The sequence below is a fragment of the Priestia sp. MDV22-iso46 genome (assembly GCF_058629175.1).
This window is the reverse complement of the sequence record NZ_JBZVWT010000002.1, coordinates 710,169-727,758: the sequence shown is the minus strand read 5'-3', so window position 1 is coordinate 727,758 and position 17,590 is coordinate 710,169. Positions and strand designations below refer to the sequence as shown.

Genomic DNA, 17,590 nt, shown 5'->3' with positions numbered 1-17,590 from the left:
AAGTGGCATAAACCATTCCATATACTCGAAGAAACAAAGAGAGAAAATTTAAAAGGCTGCTGCATGTAATAACGGGACAGCCTCATTAGCAGACAACCTTCACTAATGAATATCTCGTTTCTTAAACCTCCCTCCTCTAACTTCAGCAATAGCTGCTACAGCAAAAAAAGCAGATGGATCTATCTCATCGATAATCGCTTTTAGCTTTGCTTCTTCAAGCCTGGTAATAACACAAAAAATTACTTTTTTATCATCTCCCGTATACGCCCCTTCCCCATTTAAATACGTGACGCCTCTCCCTAAACGAGCAAGAATTGCTTCGCCAATTTGTTCATATTGTTCACTGATAATCCAAGCTGACTTAGACTCATCTAACCCTTGAATCACAATATCAATCGTTTTAAAAGCAATGAAGTAAGCCATTAAAGAATACATAGCGCGATCCCAGCCAAATACAAAACCGGCACTTCCCAAAATAAATAAATTAAAAAACATAATCGTCTCACCTACAGAGAAAGGCGTACGCTTATTAAATAAAATAGCTAATATCTCGGTGCCGTCTAGCGAACCTCCGTACCGAATAACAATTCCTACTCCCACACCGAGAACAATTCCGCCAAACACAGTGGCTAAAAGAGGATCACCTGTTAAGACCGGTAAGTCGTGAAAAATAGAGGTAGCAATGGATAGAATGATAACACCTAAAAGCGTAGATAGCGCAAATGTTTTTCCAATTTGCTTGTAGCCAATAAAAAAGAATGGAAGATTTAATACGAAGATATAAAAGCCGATTTGAACATCGGTTAAGTGGGATAAAATAATAGATATACCTACAATTCCACCGTCAATAACCTCATTAGGGACAAGAAAAAATTCTAGCCCGACGGCCATTAAAAGGGCTCCCACTAAAATAAACAGCATGCGCTTTACAATCATTTTAGCTGATAGCGAACGATGAACAACCTTTTTTATTTCATGATCCGTTTGCAGCACATAACTTCCCCTCCTTTTATGATAGAGACATCAACTACTAACCAAACCCTCTCTTTTAATATTATCACAAAATTCAAACTATTTACCTGCTCTTTTACAAAATTTCATCTAATGAAATAAATTATGCATATATTGGATAAAATTGTAGATGATAACAAGTGAATAAATGCCCGATCATGTTCAAAAGTGAATGCATGCCCACCACTTTTCATACGGGACTAACAGGACAAACTTAGATTAAAAGGAGAGTAAAACGTTATGAACCGTGTAAAGATTATTGCTGCTTCTTTACTCGCAGTTTTATTGCTAGCTTTTTCAGATAATTTCACTTCTGCAGCTGTGCAGGAGGCGATGATACGAGTTGTGCATGCGTCACCTGATGCACCTGAAGTAGATATATATGTGGACAATCAAAGCATCGTAGTCGGCGCATCGTTTAAAGATGTGACAGATTACCTTAAAGTACCTGCGGGGTCTCATAAAATAGAGGTATACGCCATAGGTACAAAAGGAAAAGAAAAACCTGTCATTTCCACTAATGTAACCGTCGAAGCAAACAAGGCCTATACTCTTGCTGCTATTAACCAAGTTGCACACTTAGAATTAAAAGTAGCTCAAGATGATATGAACGTAGCTAAAGGAAAGAGTAAAATTCGAATTGCTCACTTTTCTCCAGATGCTCCCGCTGTTAATGTAGGTATTAATCACGGCCCTACTTTGTTTAAAGACACTACCTTTAAACAAATGACAAATTATTCTGAAGTAGATGCCGGAACCTATGATTTAACCATCGCAACTAGTCAAGACAATAAAAAAGTACTGGACATTCCAAACCTTAATTTAGAAGCTAACACGGTCTACACAGTGCTCGCTATTAACAAAGCCGACAGTCTTGAAACGCTTTTATTAAAAGATAATACGGCTATGCCTTCCGAAATGCCAAAAACAGGTATGGGCGGTGCTTCACAGGATAATTATAATTCAATTGTGCCAGTTCTTACTTTATTAGGAATTGGAGCGGTCGCTATATTTGTTGTTCGTCGTCACAGAGGATACGAAAGCGAATGAAATGGATAGGAGGGGTTTTCACCTTTTCTTTTATACTATTCATGAGCAGCTGGTTTGCCCAACCAGCAATTGCAAACGGCTCGACGGATTTTGTTGTGAAGATGGCTGAAACAAAATCGGCTCAATCCTTGACATCTTCAGGAAATGCTTCTACGCCTCTTCCATCTCAGCTTATTATTCCGAAGCTTCATATTAAGGCTTTCATAAAAGGAATGGGCCTTACTAACCAAGGTGAAATGAGCGTTCCTGATAATGGTCATGATGTAGCTTGGTTTAAGCTTGGAGCAAGACCCGGAGAAGAAGGAAATGCGGTCATTGCAGGACATGTTGATGATCAAAAAGGACCCGCTATCTTCTATCATCTCGACAAGCTCACAAAAGGAGATGAAATTTTTGTAACCGATCAGCAAGGGGATCAGCTGACCTTTGTTGTTACCAATAAAGCTTCTTATCCCCGAGATTCTGCTCCTATCAGAGAGATTTTCGGTCCAACTTTTCAACACCAGCTTAATTTAATCACCTGTACGGGAACGTTTGATCATAAACAGAAAACTCATGAGCGAAGGCTCGTTATTTATACAAGCCTTCGCCCGGAAAAAACAGCCGATGTTTCTCACTAAACATCGGCGTTTATTACTTTTAATTATATACTGGTTCGTTTTATTTAAATATTTACACAGCCTTAATATGAACACAACATCTCACTAGTAAACTAATGCATGACCCCTCAATAAAAAGGAGTTTTGATATGAGACGAAAATGGTGGTTTGTAAGCTCACTCACTCTTTGTTTATGCGGCATTTTTATGTTTATACATACGCAGGCAGCTTCTATTCAAGCAGAAAAAGTAGCCATTATTGCTCATCGAGGCGCATCAGGGTATGAGCCAGAGCATACGATGCAATCTTATCTCGCGGCCGTCCAGCAAAAAGCGGATTACATTGAACTTGATCTTCACATGTCTAAAGATCAGCAGCTTGTAGCAATTCATGACTACAAAGTTGACCGAACAACAAATGGAACAGGATATGTAAAACAATATACAGTGAAGCAGCTTCAGCGTTTGAACGCAGGAAAAGGTAATAAAAAAGCCGTCATTCCAACTTTAGAAGAAATATTCCGTACGTTTGGCAATCGAACAAACTATTATATTGAAACAAAATCTCCTCATGAATATCCAGGTATGGAAAAGGAATTGTTGACGTTGATGGCTAAGTACAACATTCATACCAATCACGTCATTGTACAATCATTTAGTCCTGAAAGCTTAAAAACCGTCCATCGATACCGACCTACTATGAAACTAATTCAACTGATTCGTTCTAAGCAAACCAATATGTTAACAGATCAGCAGTTCAGACAAATCAAAACGTACGCGAACGGCATCGGTCCGAACGCAAACACGCTGACAAAACCATATGTACAAAAAGCTCGCTCGTACGATTTAGACGTTCATCCTTATACAGTAAATGACGAAAAACAAATGAGAACGCTTATCGAGTGGGGCGTAACCGGTATGTTTACTAATTACCCGGATCGTCTTTATAACGTGCTTCATAATAAATAAACACTTGCCGCGGCAAGTGTTTATTCTTTATACATCTCTTCTATTCGCTCTCCACAAGTACAGGCTAATTAATGCTATGGCATAAAGCAAAGCCCAGCCAAACACCAAAAATTTGTTTAATCCTTCGTTAATAAATTGAATGATTGCAGATACGGGGGGCAATACATACAGCAGCAGTCCGCCTCCTTGATACGGAAATGAGACGCCTGCCGCGGCAAGCGTAACGATTAAAATAAATAGAGGTCCAAACCATGATAAGCTGCCTTCTCTTACAACATCTCTTGTAAAAACAAGACCTATGCTCATACCAAGCAAACTAAACGTCCAGTGAATAATAAACCCAAACACCATTTGCTTAGTGGATATATCCACTTCAAACATATCAAGCAGCACGGGATAAGCAATAGAAACCGCTGATAAAAACGTAAACAGCAGCATACAGGTAATAAGCTTGCTCATAAAGTACTTGTTCTTTTTCCCTACATGAAGTTTTGTAATAACTTCTTGACTGGAATCTTCTGCGTGAAACAGCGACATCGTAAACCAAGTGGTTAGAAAAAAGAGGAAAAGTGCCGTATTAAAAAAGCTATCAAGCACCGGGTTCGGTCTATATGTATAGTTCATACACAGCGAAATAATATAAAGTGCAAGCGGCGGAATATATCGATACGATTTAATGTATGTAATAAAATGATAGCGAATCAATGCACCCATCTTAAATTTCTTCCCTTTCCATATGATATAGCTTTACAACTTCAGCTTGAACAGCAAGCAATTCTGCAAGAAACTCATTTACATATTTTTTATCTATATAAAAAATCCAGTAGTTTCCGTGCTGTTCAATTTTTGTGCACTTTTCTTTTAATAAACGAAGCGGCTTATTGAGAATGACATTTGCCTCAATAACCGTTAAATGCTCAATGAGTTGAACGCGCTCATTTTTTAAAATGCGCTGTGAGCCAATGGTGATAACACGATCGGCTACAGCATGAATGAGCCTTTCTTCATGACACGTAAATACAATGGTCATCCCTCGTTCTTTGAGCTTTGTAAAAATCCGTTCTACTTCTAGCTGAGCACGAGCATCTAATCCTGATAGAGGTTCATCAAGCAATAGCAGCTTAGAAGAACTCAGCAGTGCTTGCATCATGTTGACTTTTTGCTTCATTCCTTTTGAAAAAGAAATGATTTCTTCATGTCTAAACTCTACCATTTCGAAAGTTTCGAGCAGTTCTTCAATTCTAGAGCTGCGCTTTTTCTTAGATAATCCTTGAATTCGCCCCATGTGCTGCAGATAACCTGCTAGCGTAAAACGCAGCTCCTGAGGAAATTGTTCCACCACAAATCCAGGCGTACCGGTTTCTTTATGAAGGTGAATTGTCCCTTTAGTCGGTTTAGATAATCCGCCAATTAGCTTTAAAAACGTACTTTTTCCCGCACCGTTTTTTCCAACAATCGCGACAGTCTCTCCTTTATAAAGGGTCGTGTGAATGTTTTCTAATACGGTATGTTTTTTGTATACTTTTGCAACATTTTTTAATTCAATCAGTTTTTCCATCTGCTGCCTCGCCTCTCCATAATCCTATATGTTAAATCATAGCATATTTATGGGAAATGTGCTTCCATCTCTATACGTTTCAGCTAAATTTTTCCCGCACAAAAAAGCCTTTGATATGATCAAAGGCTTTTCATACACAATACCATATGCTCTTCATCGATAAATTCACCATCTACTTGAAGAGCTCTTTTTTCATACGCATAAGAAGTAAAACCGAGGCTTTTGTATAGGACTTTTGCTCCTTCATTTTTAGCAGCGACGACCAGGTAGATTTGCAAAACATTTGTTTTTGAAAAAGCTTGTTCAACAGCGGTTTTTAACAGCTTCTTTCCAAGACCTTTCCCCCTTGCTTCAGGGGCTACGTACATCCCCCAAATATCTCCTTTATGCTGAACTTTTAAAGGCTTTTGCTGCTGAAACCCTACGATCCCCACAAGCTGTTTTTCTATAAAAGCTCCTACTACAAATTCTGATTGACTGCTTGGAAAATAATTTCGGATGTCAGCAATTTCTTTTTCATATTCTTCTTCATAACTTAAAATAAAACTTTCGGGATGATCTTTTAAAGCACGAAGACGGAGTTCAAAGTACGCGTCAGCGTCTTCTTTTACCAACAATCGTATATTCATTTTTTCACCTTAGTTTCTTATGTTTTAATTAGCTATTAAGGGTTGTACACGCTAAATACTTCATTCCACCGATACAGCTCATAATAATTTTCCGGCAGGTCTAAGCCTGAAATAAGTACCTTATCATTTTTCGTGTCTTTTACGCGTGTTAAAAGATTTGCTTGTTTTCGATTTGTGCGAATCCACATCGTTTGATTCGTTGCTTTATGATAAACAGGCGCATAATCTCCTAAGCCTTTTTGTGGAAATGTGAACTGACTTTGCTTATTGGTCTTTACGTTCATGCTATACAAAAAAGGCAGTGGCCTCTTTTTTTCATCATTCGACCACCCTGCTTCGGGCACACGTGAAATGATGATGTTATCTTTTTCTGTCCAAGTAAAATCCCAATCTGCGAAGCCTTTTGGAGTAAACACATGTTCTTTAAAAACCGGCATCTCTTTTAAAGTGAACTTTTTATTTTCAGTGGCAAACCTTCCTTCCCCATTAATAAATGCCAGTACTGACTCTTCATTACTCCACTTAAACCAATTGGGTACATTAAGCATATCTCCCACTACTTGAAAAGCTTTCCCTTCTTTTGTAATGATGCACAGCTTATTTGCATCTGCAGACATCGAAGCCGTTGGAATAGCAATAAAACTAATCCATTGACCGTTAGGAGACCATTTGAAGCTGCTTGTTGTATAGGCAAAAAATGAATCATTTTCTGCTGGCAGCGTCGTAAAAGCCTCCACTTTTTTTACGTCTAACCCTGCATATTTGCTCACTGTATATAGCTTTACCGGTCCCCATCCAGTCGGCGCCAGCGCAGCAGCTGACGTAATTAAAAATCGATCTCCTTCTGGAAACCATGAAAACTGATCAACTCCTACGGCTACACGCTTCTTTTCATGCGTTTTAACGTTGTAATATACTAAGATTCCATTCGAAATATACGCAAGTTCCTCAGCAACCGGTGACCATTGATAATGAGTCACATCATGTTCAACAAGTAACGGCTTTCCTTTTAACGGTGCAATCATTAAAGAATCATTTTCTGCATAAGCAACTATATCTCCATGTGATGACCATTGAGGCATAGAGGCATGACGGGCATAGGATAACTGCCTTTCGGTACCGTTATCATATACCCATAGGTTTCCTTGCCGTATAAAACTGACTTTCACTGTATTGGCAGCATTTATTTGCATAGGGAACAACATAAGAAAAAGCAGACATAACGCTATTTTTTTCACCATGTTCACTCCTGTCTTTTTTTATAGCGTTACACAAATCTCCTCATCTCATCACATTTTTGAAAAAATAAAAGAGGTTGAGACATAACGAAATGAATTTAATCGAAAGACGAACAAATGGGATACATGAGCTGAACCTCTTGTGACACCGCAGTTGATTTCCGTGCAAGACTTCGTCTAGCCCTCCAGTCAACTGCTAGAAGCAACGAAATAGATGAAATCTCCGTTCACCATAACAAAAAAAACAAACCACTAATCAAATATTTTGATTAATGGTTCGTTTTTCACTTCGGCTAAACTACTTTTGTCCCAGCCTCTTTTAAAAAAATAAAAAAGCGCAGCGAATAGCTGCGCTTTTTGTATATTATGATTTTGACTTAGATTTTGGTGATGGCTTTGTTTTAGCTTGTGCTGTATTATTAGCCGCATCTTTTTCTTTTAATAAACTCATACGTTTTTTCAAGTAGTAACCTTGTCCAATTCCGAATAAGTTACCAATTACCCAATATAATGCAAGAGCAGATGGAAGTGAAATTCCCGCTACTAAGATGAAGATTGGCATAATGTTCATCATCATTTTCATTGGAGGTTGAATTTCATCCGTCATACTTACACGAATTTGTAAGAATGTCGTAATCGCTGCAACTACCGGTAAAATGAAGTAAGGATCTGGCTTTCCTAAACTTACCCATAAGAATGAATGCTGCGCAATTTCATGCGTTCGTGCAATGGCATTATAAAATGCGATAATAATAGGCATTTGAATAAAGATTGGCAAACATCCGCCAACCGGATTAATTTTATGCGTTTGGTAAAGCTGCATCATTTCTTTTTGCTGCTTTTGCTGTGTTTCAGGATCTTTTTTACCAGCATATTTCTTTTGAATCTTTTCCATCTCTGGACGAAGTGCTTGCATAGCCATCGTGCTCTTTTGCTGTTTTAAAATAAGTGGCAATAGAACTAAACGAATGATAACTGTCGCAATAATAATAGACAGACCATAGCTTCCGCCTGCCCACTCAGCAATTTTCGTTAATGCCATAGATAAAGGGTAAACAAAATAATGATCCCAGAATCCGCCGCTTGTAGCCGTGACCGGTGTTTTTGTACTGCTACAGCCGGCTAGAGCTAAAAGAAGCGCTCCCATTAAACCAAGCAATAATAATTTTTTATTTCTTTTCATATTCTTTCCTCCTAATAATGACTAAATGTATGAAGTGTTTTTCAGAAGGAAAGGATCTTCTTCATCATTATTCTTCTCTTTAACTGGTGTTTTTCTATACACATGTATAAATACATTTCGTCTTTTCCATATTGTTAATACTGAAGGGTCAATCCCTGCATTCACATGGTCGGTGACAGGTTCCGCATGAAAAGCCGTAAACCTAGCTTCACGAAGCATATAATAACAAAGGATGTATAAAACGAAAGCAGATAAATACGGCGCATATAGAAAAAGATCGTGATAAAATTCCATGTGCCAGCTCTCTTTCTGACTATAATAGTACAATCCAATATATGTAGTGTAGCATTTACGTTCCTGTTACACAACATCAACTTATCTCTTTGGCTGTTCTACGTATTACTTTTTAAAAAGTTTCATATTTACGACACAAAATTTGCTCACCATAAAATATGATGAGCAAATCTAATACCATTCTTTATTCTCGTATGCTTACCGCTGCTTCTCAGTCTTCTTTTAGTTTCATGAACCACGTAACGCCGAATGCTACACCTACAGAAATAATCATGCCGATTATATAGTGAATTAAATTGCTCATACCAAGCGGTGCAGCAATGGCCATCATTGGAATACCTGTGAGTCCGTAGGCATTGGCTACTACGTGCATAAGTACAACATAGCCTCCTCCGGCTGCTCCGCCTATAGCCGCCGCAATAAATGGCTTGCGAAGTCTTAAGTTGACGCCGAAAATAATCGGTTCTGTAATTCCTAAGAAGGAAGAAATAGCCGCTGGAATCGCAATTTTTTTCGTTTTGGCATTTTTCGTCTTAAAGTAAACAGCCAGCCCTGCTCCTCCTTGCGCCACATTCGCGCAGGCCCAAATAGGAAGTAAGAAGTTAACGCCAATCTTCGGATTAGCAAGCAGTCCTGCTTCAATAGCATGAAAACTGTGCTGCAAGCCTGTCAATACAATGGTGGAATATAAGCCACCAAACAAAATTCCTGCAAACACTCCGGCTACATCGTATAGAGACTGAAGGCTGATCGAAATTAAATCTCCAATATAGCGACCGAAAGGACCAATAAACACAAGTGACACAAAGCCTGTGATAATAACAGTTAAAAAAGGCGTAACAAGTAAATCAACCGAATTCGGCACAATTTTCCGGAGTCCCTTTTCAATTTTGCTCATGACGTAGATAGCCAATAAAATCGGAACGACCGTACCTTGATAGCCAATCAGCGGAATACTTAAGCCAAACAAATCCATATATTCTGGCTTAGCATCTGCTAATGTCCACGGATTTAATAACATCGGATGCGTTAAGATCCCGCCGATAACCGCTCCCAGATAAGGATTTGAACCAAATTCTTTTGCAGCTGAAAACCCGATTAAAATCGGTAAAATGATAAATGCTGCGCCTGAGAACATATCCAACAACACAAACAACGCGCTATCTTTTGAGACCCAGTGGAACGCTTTCATCATCCCGAGCAGTCCCATTAGTAAACCACTGGCTACAATGGCTGGAATAATCGGAACAAAAATATTGGAAAGCATGCGGGCAAAACGGGCAAATGGGTTCATTTTCTTTTTCATTTCTTCTTGATGATCCACTGGGGCAGCAGCCTCGTCAGCACCTAATTCTTTCACAAAAGCAGCGTGGATTTTATTAACGAGACCGGTTCCAAAAATGATTTGAAACTGTCCTGAATTTGAAAAAGCCCCTTTTACATCTTCTATTTCATCTAAACCGTTTTGATCGATTTTGCTTTCATCTCGAATAACTAGGCGCAAACGCGTAGCACAGTGCTGCGCACTAGCAATATTTTCTTTTCCTCCTAAAAGCGGAACAAGTTTTTTAGCAATTTCTTTTACGTCCATCTTACTTCCTCCTTTTTGTATGTCATAAAAAAAGCAAGACCTAAAACACGCTTATAAAAGACACACTTGTCCTTCATGCGCATTCTAGGTCTTGCCTGCTTTACCAGTCACAATCCCGATTATTCAATTAATACGCTTTCATTGTACTCAAAGCAACAATATTCGTCAATGTTTTTTTCTATATTCTTTGCTCTATTCGGCAAATGTGAAGCGTAATGTATCCTAGCTCCGCTTCTGGAAAATTAATTTCGTACTCATCTTTGACAAATTGCTTTATCGTTTCAGCACACTGATACGATTTTTTATATTTGACTTTTAATACGTCGAGCATCTCTTCATCCATTTCATGAAAAGGTTCATTTTGCGCTAAACGGTTTAACGCAAAGCGCAAGTGAGTCAGCAGCCGCTGATAGGACATGCTGTTTTCATCAATCTCCGTATTCAGCTCTTTTTTTATAATCGTAACCATTTCATTAATAATCGTTGTATTCATCATGAGCTGCTGCATTCCCGGTGAATTCAGTTTCGCCGTATGAATATGAAGCGCAATATATCCCGCTTCGTCAACCGGCATCGTGATATCTAATCTCTTTTTGATATGCTGAAGAGCCCATACTCCTATTGCATACTCAGGCTGATAGAGAGATTTAATTTCATTAAGCAATTTATTTTGGATGGAAATACCGCGGGCTATCCTTTCAACAGCAAAAGATAAATGATCGCTCAAAGCAATATGCACATGATGACTTAACGTAGCAGAAAGCTGCTGCTCAGCATAAGAAATGATTTCTTCCGCCACTTGAATATGCTCTTCAGGAAGGTTTTTTAATAGTTCCTGAAACTTTTCCTGTTCTTCTTTCATGACAAAGACTTTCTCCACTTTTGCAGCATTAATAAGATCATTTTTACCTTTTTGAAAAGCAATACCGGGACCCATCGCAATTTTTTCAACTCCGCCTTCCTTAAAGACAACGGCGTTGTTATTTAACACTTTTAAAATCTTCAAATGCGCTCTCCTTTCTTAAAGGAAAAGGCCTTGCTTATTACTTCATCGTTACTTTTGCACAAGCCGTTTCGCCTTTTTGAACCGTCCCTTGAGCCAAAATTTCGAAACTTTCACTTGCATCACTGTTTGTAATAACGATTGGTGTGATAATGCTTTTCGCTTTTTCTTGAATAAGCGCTAAATCAAATGTGATAAGAGGTGTTCCTACACTTACTTTGTCACCTTGTGCCACGTGAGCTTCGAATCCTTCGCCTTCCATCGCCACTGTTTCAAGGCCGATATGTATTAATACTTCCGTACCGGCTTCTGTTTTTAAGCCTACCGCGTGTTTTGTATGGAAAAGCTGAACGACTTCCCCAGCAACAGGTGAAACAACTTGTCCTTCTGAAGGTTCGATTGCAAAACCGTCTCCCATCATCTTCTGTGCGAACACTGGATCTGGCACTTCGCTTATTGGCAGGATATTACCTGAAAGCGGAGCTAGAACGGTTGTTTCTTTTGATTTTGTCTTATTACCAAATAATTTTTTAAACATCTCAATCACCCTTTTTTAGATTGTACTTGTAGCATACCCCAATGATTCTGCAGAAAAACTTCCCCTATCCCGATGTTACGTTAACATGGTCATTATTTAACCATGCTTTTTTTGTCTTGTAAATAAAAATGTATAATCGTTTTTATAAGAAGTACGTTCTCTACGCTGCATTTTATGTAACCCTTTACATATTTTCCGAAGGCGGGATATTGAATTTTAAACCTAAAAAAAGCCCTTTTAAAGGGCTTTTGACATTAGAACGTTGATGCAACTTCTTTTGCTTTTTCAGATGCTTTTGCTAGAATATTGTCTGCTTCTGCTGGTGTGTAAGCCATGCCTTCTGCAACAACCAGTTGGAAATCTTGAACACCAATAAAGCTCATCACTGTACGTAAATAGCTTTGAGTAAATTCTAGCTCTGCCGCAGGGCCTTCTGAATACACTCCTCCACGAGCTTCTAGTAATACTACTTTTTTATCTGAAGCTAATCCTACTGGACCATTTTCAGTATATTTAAACGTTTTTCCTGCAATTAAAATGTTATCAATATATGCTTTCATTAGTGGAGGGAAGCTTAAGTTCCACATTGGAGCTGAGAAAATAACTTTGTCAGCTTGTAAAAACTGCTCTACTAATTCACCCATACGCGTTACTTTTTCTAATTCAACGGTTGATAATTCTTCACCAGCTCCAGCTTTTCCCCATGCCGCTAAAACATCTCCATCAATGAATGGAACTGTTTCTTTATACAGATCAAGCGTTGTCACTGTATCAGTCGGGTTTGCTGTTTTATACTCATCTAAGAAAACCTGTGCTAAACGAGTTGAAAATGATGCTTCATCAACCTGCGGATTTACTTTTACATATAATACATTTGCCATAAATGTCATCTCCTAAAAAGTGTCTATTATCATTAGTTCGAGATATTACTAAACAAATTATCTTTAATTCGAGATTTATTATATAACGCCATTTTTTATGCGTCAACCTTTTCGCACAAAAAAACTCCGCAAGCGGAGTTTTATACACATTGAAATTCTCGAATTTGATTTACATCTACCCCAGCATACACCCAGAAAGATCCTGTCCAGCGATATCCTGCAACTGAGCGTCTGCCTACAAAGGTTGGGTAAAACCAGTAAGGTCGACCATTTCTCGGCCATATATAGGTATATCGGTATAAGCATCCTGAAATAGCGCCTGGATCAACAGCATAAAGCGATGGACCTCCTGAACCTAGCTTTGGTGTAGGTGTAAAAGCTGGCGGTGGACTTGAAGGCGGCTGCGCTCCTCCCTGCGGGGGAAACCCTTGGCCCCCTCCTCCAGGTGGTGGCGGTGGAAACCCTTGACCTCCTCCTCCAGGTGGCGGTGGCGGAAATCCTTGGCCTCCTCCAGGTGGAAACGATGGAAACCCTTGACCTCCTCCAGGTGGAAACAAATTTTGAAAACGTGGATCGTATTGATATGGATACATACGCACTCCCCCTTTATAATGCTTGCTACGTTACAATATGCATCATAATGAAGATAGGTGAATGTCTACTTTTACCTTCTATAGACTAATTGTACGTGTCAAACTTGATGAGCTCAAAGGGGAGCCTTACCGGAGGAAATAATAAATCCAACACGGAAACTACTTGCGTGTTGGATCTGCTTGCGGGAAATATTTTTCAATAAAATTATACAGCCAAAATACGGTAATCAAAATAGGAGCTATTAGAAAAGGATGTTGAACCCACATTTTTACCAGTACCTTTTCAAATGACGGAATCGATTTTAACACTTGAAATAACGAGCTTCCGCTAAAAATAACGCTCGTTCCTATCAATAAAAAAGATAGCCAGTTAAATTGATCCATCCACATGCTCATAGAGATATAAAAACTAACACCTGTTCCTATGCCCCCCATTATTCCGCTTAAAATACTTTTTACCGAAAAAGGAATCCCTACAAACCATCCAGCTCCTAGTCCTGCACACCCTGCTAAAATGCTAGAAAAAAGCAGCGGCTGCTCAAGCCAGAGACATGCATTCACTCCCACCACTAAGGTGACATGTATTCCTACGTGAAGGGAAATTCTTTTGCCAACAGGCTCTGAAACATAATGATAGTAGCGCCCGCTATAAAAAATTGTCCACCATAATAATAAAAATGCTATCACACTTGCCCCTATAATCATAAACACACCTCTCTACGTTATGATTCTATTAATCTCTATCTATTATTTTCCTAATATCCTGTGTCTCTTATTCGTTAATCTATCCGTATACCTTCTATACATTCGTTCATCAGCAAGAAAGTAGAATATAACTGTATTCTTGTCTCAACTGTTTACTCGTGGGAGTGCTAAGAAGTTGAATGTCTGCATGTAGAAAAAGATAGTATAGAGCACTTTCTCTTATCTTTACTATTATTCATATGTATAGCTTGCTAGATTTAGTCCTCGCAGTTTAGAATTTTTCAGTCGTTCATATGAAACTATTTGCCCTTTCTTTCGTTATATATATACACGTTTCTTTATCTTTTCACGTGCAAAAAAAGATGAATTCCTATAATATGTTTTCATATTAACCTTTAAGGAGATAAAGAAGATGAATTGAATAAATCCCTGCAAATAGAGTTTTTAGAAAAAAAGAAATTGTTATCATTTCTCCTATTTATGTTATAGAATAATTCATGTATAATAAAAGGCTGTATGGTAACGCAGCTTGCGACATATCTTTTCTTACTTTTAGCAAGTCTATATTCAAAGCAAAAACTGCAAAGTGGGGTTAGTGCGACTCTTCATTAATCGACTTTGCATTAAAAACCAGCATTTTTCTTTTATCATAAAGAAAGAATGAGATTTAATAGTGACAGGTGAATAATATGGGTGAAAATCAAAGAAATGTTAGTAGATTTGACTGGAACTTGGCTTTCCTAATCTTCCTATTGTTTTGCGTAAGCGTTGTGGCAATCCATAGTGCTGAAAAAATTGGGCAGTATGATAAGAACTTCGTAGCGCAACAAGTTGTGTTTTATATAATCGGAATGGTGATTATAGGGTTTATCATGCGTTTTGACTCCGATCAGCTTCAAAAGCTAACGTGGGTTTTTTATGGATTTGGGAACTTTTTATTACTTCTTTTACTAGTGGCTCCGTCAAGCATTGCCAGAGAAATTAACGGGGCAAAAAGTTGGTTCACACTTCCCGGCTTTTCGTTACAGCCATCAGAGTTTATGAAAGTGTTTTTGATTATCACACTGAGTACGGTCATTGTTAAACACAATGAAAAATATCGTATCCGGACAGTAAGAGAAGACTTTTTACTGCTTGGTAAACTGGGTGCTGTACTTGCTTTACCTTTATTATTAATTATGCAGCAGCCTGACTTAGGTACCGCTCTTGTGTTCTTAGCAATCACGATCGGACTTGTATTTGTTTCAGGCGTAAGCTGGAAAATCATCGCGCCTGCATTTTTAGGTATTACGGCGGTTGGTTCTGTCATTTTGGGACTTGTTGTTTATGCACCTAACCTATTAGAAAAGTATCTAGGGGTTAAGCAATACCAATTTGGACGTATTTATTCTTGGCTTGATCCTGAGTCATATAGTTCGGGAGAGGGCTATCATTTAAAGAAATCGTTAGATGCAATTGGATCAGGAATGGTAAACGGTAAAGGAATCGGAAATGGAGTTGTCTATTTGCCAGAGGGACAGACCGACTTTATTTTTGCGGTTATTGGAGAAGAGTTTGGCTTTATAGGCGCCAGCATTGTTATTAGTCTTTTCTTCGTACTCGTTTATTACTTGATCAAGCTAGGCCTTGAAACAAAAAATGAATTCAATTCTTACTTATGTGTAGGCGTTATTTCAATGCTTACGTTCCACGTATTTCAAAATATCGGTATGACCATTCAAGTCTTGCCTATTACCGGAATTCCACTTCCTTTTATTTCATATGGAGGTAGTTCACTGATGGGGAACATGTTTGCAATGGGTCTGATGTTTGGAATCTCATGGCATCATAAACGCTATATGTTTGGAAATGATTAAAGAGAGACGATGGTCTCTCTTTTTTCTTTTATCTCCCTATTAAGCATGCTACAACGAAGAAAACGTTTCCAAATCCTGTTTTAAAAGGAGTGGATATGCATGCTTGATTACCAATATCGGCGCAAAGCCTATGCTATTTTGTTAAAACAGACATCCGTACCCTCATCTACAACTTCTTTTTCCACCTGGCTCATACAGCTACTAAAACGAAACAAGTAAAAAAGGTGTGCTACTGCACACCTTTTATTTGTTCGACAGCGACGTTATGCCAATTTGCCTTACAATTTTTTTACTGTCTTCATTTAATCCTTTTACAATAACCTTTTTATTCAATCGCTCATATTTATCGATAATTTTTGAGATGCCGATCACGGCCGATTGATCCCATATATGAGAAGAACTAAAATCAATAATGATGGTATCCGGGTCTGTTTCATACTGAAATTCATCCATGAAGAAGCTGATAGTAGCAAAAAATAATTGCCCTGAAACCCTGTATTGCTTCATATTGCCTTCTGTTTGTGAAGTTGTTTTGATTTTAGCCATCTTCCAGCCAAATACAATCGTACTTAAAACAATACCTACCATTACTCCTAATGCTAAGTTATGTGCAAACAATACGATAACCACCGTAACAACCATTACAATGGCATCCGATAGTGGATATTTCGTTAAGTCTTTAAGGGACTGCCAATCAAATGTACCGGCAGCTACCATAAACATAACGCCTACAAGAGCAGCCATTGGAATCTGTTTAACAACATCGCCAAGCACCATAATTAAGAACAATAAAAAGACTCCGGCCACTAAGGTAGATAGCCTTCCACGTCCCCCTGATTTTACATTAATCATAGATTGTCCAATCATGGCACAGCCAGCCATTCCTCCAAAGAAACCTGTTACAATATTAGCGATGCCTTGACCGCGCGCTTCTTTATTTTTATTCGAAGGCGTATCTGTAATTTCGTCCAGCACCGTTGCCGTTAGCATAGATTCAAGTAGGCCTACAATCGCTAAAGGAAGCGAATAAGGTAAAATGATAAGCAGTGTCTCCACTGATAAATCAACCTTTGGAAAGTGAAGAACCGGAAGCGAACGCGTAATATTCCCCATATCTCCTACCGTTTTTAAATCTAAATGAAAGACAATCGCTACAATCGTCATCAAGACAATGGCAACAAGCGGAGATGGTATTGCTTTGGTCATGAGCGGAAACAAATAGACGATGAGCAGCGTTCCGGCTACCATTGCGTACATCATCCAATTTGCTCCTTGAAAATGGGGAAGCTGTGCTGTAAAAATTAAAATACCTAGCGCATTTACAAATCCAATCATAACTGTTTGAGGAAGAAATGATAAAAACCTTCCTACTTTCAAAACACCAAGTAAAATTTGAATAATTCCGGTTAAAACAGTAGCTGCAAATAAATACTCAATGCCGTGATCTTTGACTAAGTCAATCATCAATAAAGACATTGCTCCTGTTGCAGCTGAAATCATAGCTGGTCTTCCGCCTGTAAAAGCAATCACAATTGCCATACAAAAAGATGCATACAGGCCAACCATGGGATCGACACCGGCGATAATGGAAAAAGCAAGGGCTTCTGGAATAAGCGCAAGAGCAACTGTCATCCCAGACAAAATATCTGCTCGAACGTTTGAAAACCACTGCTGTTTAATACTTGCCATCATGATGGTTGATCACCTCTTATGAATTTTTTATACGATTTTCGACTTTCACGAAAATCAAAGCCGTTTTTAACGTATCAAATCGTACCATACAATTTCCCGTTTGGAAACAATTAATTTTCACAAATAAAAAGGCGAGAAGCTTGATTGCTTCTCGCCTTTTTATTTGTTACGCCGCAGCATTTCGCTGCCATTCAGCAAATA

The 17,590-nt window shown here is 38.5% G+C and carries 18 protein-coding genes; 4 read left to right on the top strand and 14 right to left on the bottom strand.

What is annotated here, in order from left to right; genetic code table 11:
• Positions 1 to 102: 102 nt before the first annotated feature.
• A complete protein-coding gene (locus AC4NPH_RS15630) occupies positions 103 to 993 on the bottom strand; it encodes a YitT family protein (RefSeq protein WP_029323915.1) in 891 nt (296 codons plus the stop codon).
• A gap of 258 nt (positions 994 to 1,251) precedes the next feature.
• Between AC4NPH_RS15630 and AC4NPH_RS15625 the strand changes: the two genes are divergently transcribed.
• From AC4NPH_RS15625 to AC4NPH_RS15615, 3 genes are all read left to right on the top strand, one after another.
• Positions 1,252 to 2,061: a DUF4397 domain-containing protein gene (locus AC4NPH_RS15625; RefSeq protein WP_279823547.1), complete on the top strand. Its 810-nt coding sequence runs from the start codon at positions 1,252 to 1,254 to the stop codon at positions 2,059 to 2,061.
• On the top strand, positions 2,058 to 2,681 hold the full coding sequence (locus AC4NPH_RS15620) for a class F sortase (RefSeq protein WP_013058695.1): 624 nt from the start codon (positions 2,058 to 2,060) through the stop codon (positions 2,679 to 2,681). Before AC4NPH_RS15625 ends, AC4NPH_RS15620 begins: the two co-directional genes overlap by 4 nt.
• Before the next feature lie 128 nt (positions 2,682 to 2,809).
• A complete protein-coding gene (locus AC4NPH_RS15615; RefSeq protein ID WP_013058696.1) occupies positions 2,810 to 3,628 on the top strand; it encodes a glycerophosphodiester phosphodiesterase family protein in 819 nt (272 codons plus the stop codon).
• A gap of 27 nt (positions 3,629 to 3,655) precedes the next feature.
• Here AC4NPH_RS15615 and AC4NPH_RS15610 read toward each other — a convergent pair whose 3' ends face one another.
• The 12 genes from AC4NPH_RS15610 to AC4NPH_RS15555 all read right to left on the bottom strand — a co-directional run bounded on the left by AC4NPH_RS15610 (position 3,656) and on the right by AC4NPH_RS15555 (position 13,841).
• On the bottom strand, positions 3,656 to 4,342 hold the full coding sequence (locus AC4NPH_RS15610; RefSeq protein WP_057273894.1) for a hypothetical protein: 687 nt from the start codon (positions 4,340 to 4,342) through the stop codon (positions 3,656 to 3,658).
• Position 4,343: 1 nt separating this feature from the next.
• Positions 4,344 to 5,186, bottom strand: a complete 843-nt coding sequence (locus AC4NPH_RS15605; RefSeq protein WP_013058698.1) for an ATP-binding cassette domain-containing protein — start codon at positions 5,184 to 5,186, stop codon at positions 4,344 to 4,346.
• Between the two features lie 119 nt (positions 5,187 to 5,305).
• Entirely contained in the window at positions 5,306 to 5,815 is a 510-nt protein-coding gene (locus AC4NPH_RS15600; RefSeq protein WP_491938805.1) for a GNAT family N-acetyltransferase, read from the bottom strand.
• 35 nt (positions 5,816 to 5,850) lie between these two features.
• The gene (locus AC4NPH_RS15595; protein WP_013058700.1) at positions 5,851 to 7,056 is read right to left on the bottom strand and encodes a TolB family protein; all 1,206 of its coding nucleotides are present in this window, start codon (positions 7,054 to 7,056) and stop codon (positions 5,851 to 5,853) included.
• A 361-nt stretch (positions 7,057 to 7,417) separates the two neighbouring features.
• Positions 7,418 to 8,236: a membrane protein insertase YidC gene (yidC, locus tag AC4NPH_RS15590; RefSeq protein ID WP_013058701.1), complete on the bottom strand. Its 819-nt coding sequence runs from the start codon at positions 8,234 to 8,236 to the stop codon at positions 7,418 to 7,420.
• Between the two features lie 21 nt (positions 8,237 to 8,257).
• Positions 8,258 to 8,530, bottom strand: coding sequence for a hypothetical protein (locus AC4NPH_RS15585; RefSeq protein WP_013058702.1), 273 nt, complete (start codon positions 8,528 to 8,530; stop codon positions 8,258 to 8,260).
• 211 nt (positions 8,531 to 8,741) lie between these two features.
• Positions 8,742 to 10,121, bottom strand: coding sequence for a sucrose-specific PTS transporter subunit IIBC (locus AC4NPH_RS15580; protein WP_107918093.1), 1,380 nt, complete (start codon positions 10,119 to 10,121; stop codon positions 8,742 to 8,744).
• Between the two features lie 178 nt (positions 10,122 to 10,299).
• The gene (locus AC4NPH_RS15575; protein WP_013058704.1) at positions 10,300 to 11,127 is read right to left on the bottom strand and encodes a PRD domain-containing protein; all 828 of its coding nucleotides are present in this window, start codon (positions 11,125 to 11,127) and stop codon (positions 10,300 to 10,302) included.
• Positions 11,128 to 11,164: 37 nt separating this feature from the next.
• A complete protein-coding gene (locus AC4NPH_RS15570) occupies positions 11,165 to 11,662 on the bottom strand; it encodes a PTS sugar transporter subunit IIA (protein ID WP_013084668.1) in 498 nt (165 codons plus the stop codon).
• A gap of 254 nt (positions 11,663 to 11,916) precedes the next feature.
• The gene (locus tag AC4NPH_RS15565) at positions 11,917 to 12,543 is read right to left on the bottom strand and encodes an FMN-dependent NADH-azoreductase (protein WP_013058706.1); all 627 of its coding nucleotides are present in this window, start codon (positions 12,541 to 12,543) and stop codon (positions 11,917 to 11,919) included.
• A 140-nt stretch (positions 12,544 to 12,683) separates the two neighbouring features.
• Positions 12,684 to 13,136 (bottom strand): hypothetical protein, encoded by a 453-nt coding sequence (locus AC4NPH_RS15560; RefSeq protein ID WP_029323927.1) that lies wholly within the window; start codon positions 13,134 to 13,136, stop codon positions 12,684 to 12,686.
• A gap of 159 nt (positions 13,137 to 13,295) precedes the next feature.
• Entirely contained in the window at positions 13,296 to 13,841 is a 546-nt protein-coding gene (locus AC4NPH_RS15555; protein WP_013058708.1) for a hypothetical protein, read from the bottom strand.
• Between the two features lie 689 nt (positions 13,842 to 14,530).
• On the opposite strand from AC4NPH_RS15555, the gene AC4NPH_RS15550 reads away from it, so the two are divergent.
• Positions 14,531 to 15,697 (top strand): FtsW/RodA/SpoVE family cell cycle protein, encoded by a 1,167-nt coding sequence (locus tag AC4NPH_RS15550; protein ID WP_029323930.1) that lies wholly within the window; start codon positions 14,531 to 14,533, stop codon positions 15,695 to 15,697.
• 243 nt (positions 15,698 to 15,940) lie between these two features.
• On the opposite strand, the gene AC4NPH_RS15545 is transcribed toward AC4NPH_RS15550, so the two are convergent.
• A complete protein-coding gene (locus AC4NPH_RS15545; RefSeq protein WP_491938804.1) occupies positions 15,941 to 17,389 on the bottom strand; it encodes a SulP family inorganic anion transporter in 1,449 nt (482 codons plus the stop codon).
• Positions 17,390 to 17,590: the final 201 nt, after the last annotated feature.

Coding starts and splice junctions, on each gene's coding strand:
- AC4NPH_RS15585 (WP_013058702.1), bottom strand. CDS start 8,530: ATGGAATTTTATCACGATCTTTTTCTATATGCGCCGTATTTATCTGCT.
- AC4NPH_RS15625 (WP_279823547.1), top strand. CDS start 1,252: ATGAACCGTGTAAAGATTATTGCTGCTTCTTTACTCGCAGTTTTATTG.
- AC4NPH_RS15615 (WP_013058696.1), top strand. CDS start 2,810: ATGAGACGAAAATGGTGGTTTGTAAGCTCACTCACTCTTTGTTTATGC.
- AC4NPH_RS15545 (WP_491938804.1), bottom strand. CDS start 17,389: ATGATGGCAAGTATTAAACAGCAGTGGTTTTCAAACGTTCGAGCAGAT.
- AC4NPH_RS15560 (WP_029323927.1), bottom strand. CDS start 13,136: ATGTATCCATATCAATACGATCCACGTTTTCAAAATTTGTTTCCACCT.
- AC4NPH_RS15570 (WP_013084668.1), bottom strand. CDS start 11,662: ATGTTTAAAAAATTATTTGGTAATAAGACAAAATCAAAAGAAACAACC.
- AC4NPH_RS15565 (WP_013058706.1), bottom strand. CDS start 12,543: ATGGCAAATGTATTATATGTAAAAGTAAATCCGCAGGTTGATGAAGCA.
- AC4NPH_RS15605 (WP_013058698.1), bottom strand. CDS start 5,186: ATGGAAAAACTGATTGAATTAAAAAATGTTGCAAAAGTATACAAAAAA.
- AC4NPH_RS15610 (WP_057273894.1), bottom strand. CDS start 4,342: ATGGGTGCATTGATTCGCTATCATTTTATTACATACATTAAATCGTAT.
- AC4NPH_RS15555 (WP_013058708.1), bottom strand. CDS start 13,841: ATGATTATAGGGGCAAGTGTGATAGCATTTTTATTATTATGGTGGACA.
- AC4NPH_RS15600 (WP_491938805.1), bottom strand. CDS start 5,815: ATGAATATACGATTGTTGGTAAAAGAAGACGCTGACGCGTACTTTGAA.
- AC4NPH_RS15595 (WP_013058700.1), bottom strand. CDS start 7,056: ATGGTGAAAAAAATAGCGTTATGTCTGCTTTTTCTTATGTTGTTCCCT.
- AC4NPH_RS15550 (WP_029323930.1), top strand. CDS start 14,531: ATGGGTGAAAATCAAAGAAATGTTAGTAGATTTGACTGGAACTTGGCT.
- AC4NPH_RS15620 (WP_013058695.1), top strand. CDS start 2,058: ATGAAATGGATAGGAGGGGTTTTCACCTTTTCTTTTATACTATTCATG.
- yidC (WP_013058701.1), bottom strand. CDS start 8,236: ATGAAAAGAAATAAAAAATTATTATTGCTTGGTTTAATGGGAGCGCTT.
- AC4NPH_RS15580 (WP_107918093.1), bottom strand. CDS start 10,121: ATGGACGTAAAAGAAATTGCTAAAAAACTTGTTCCGCTTTTAGGAGGA.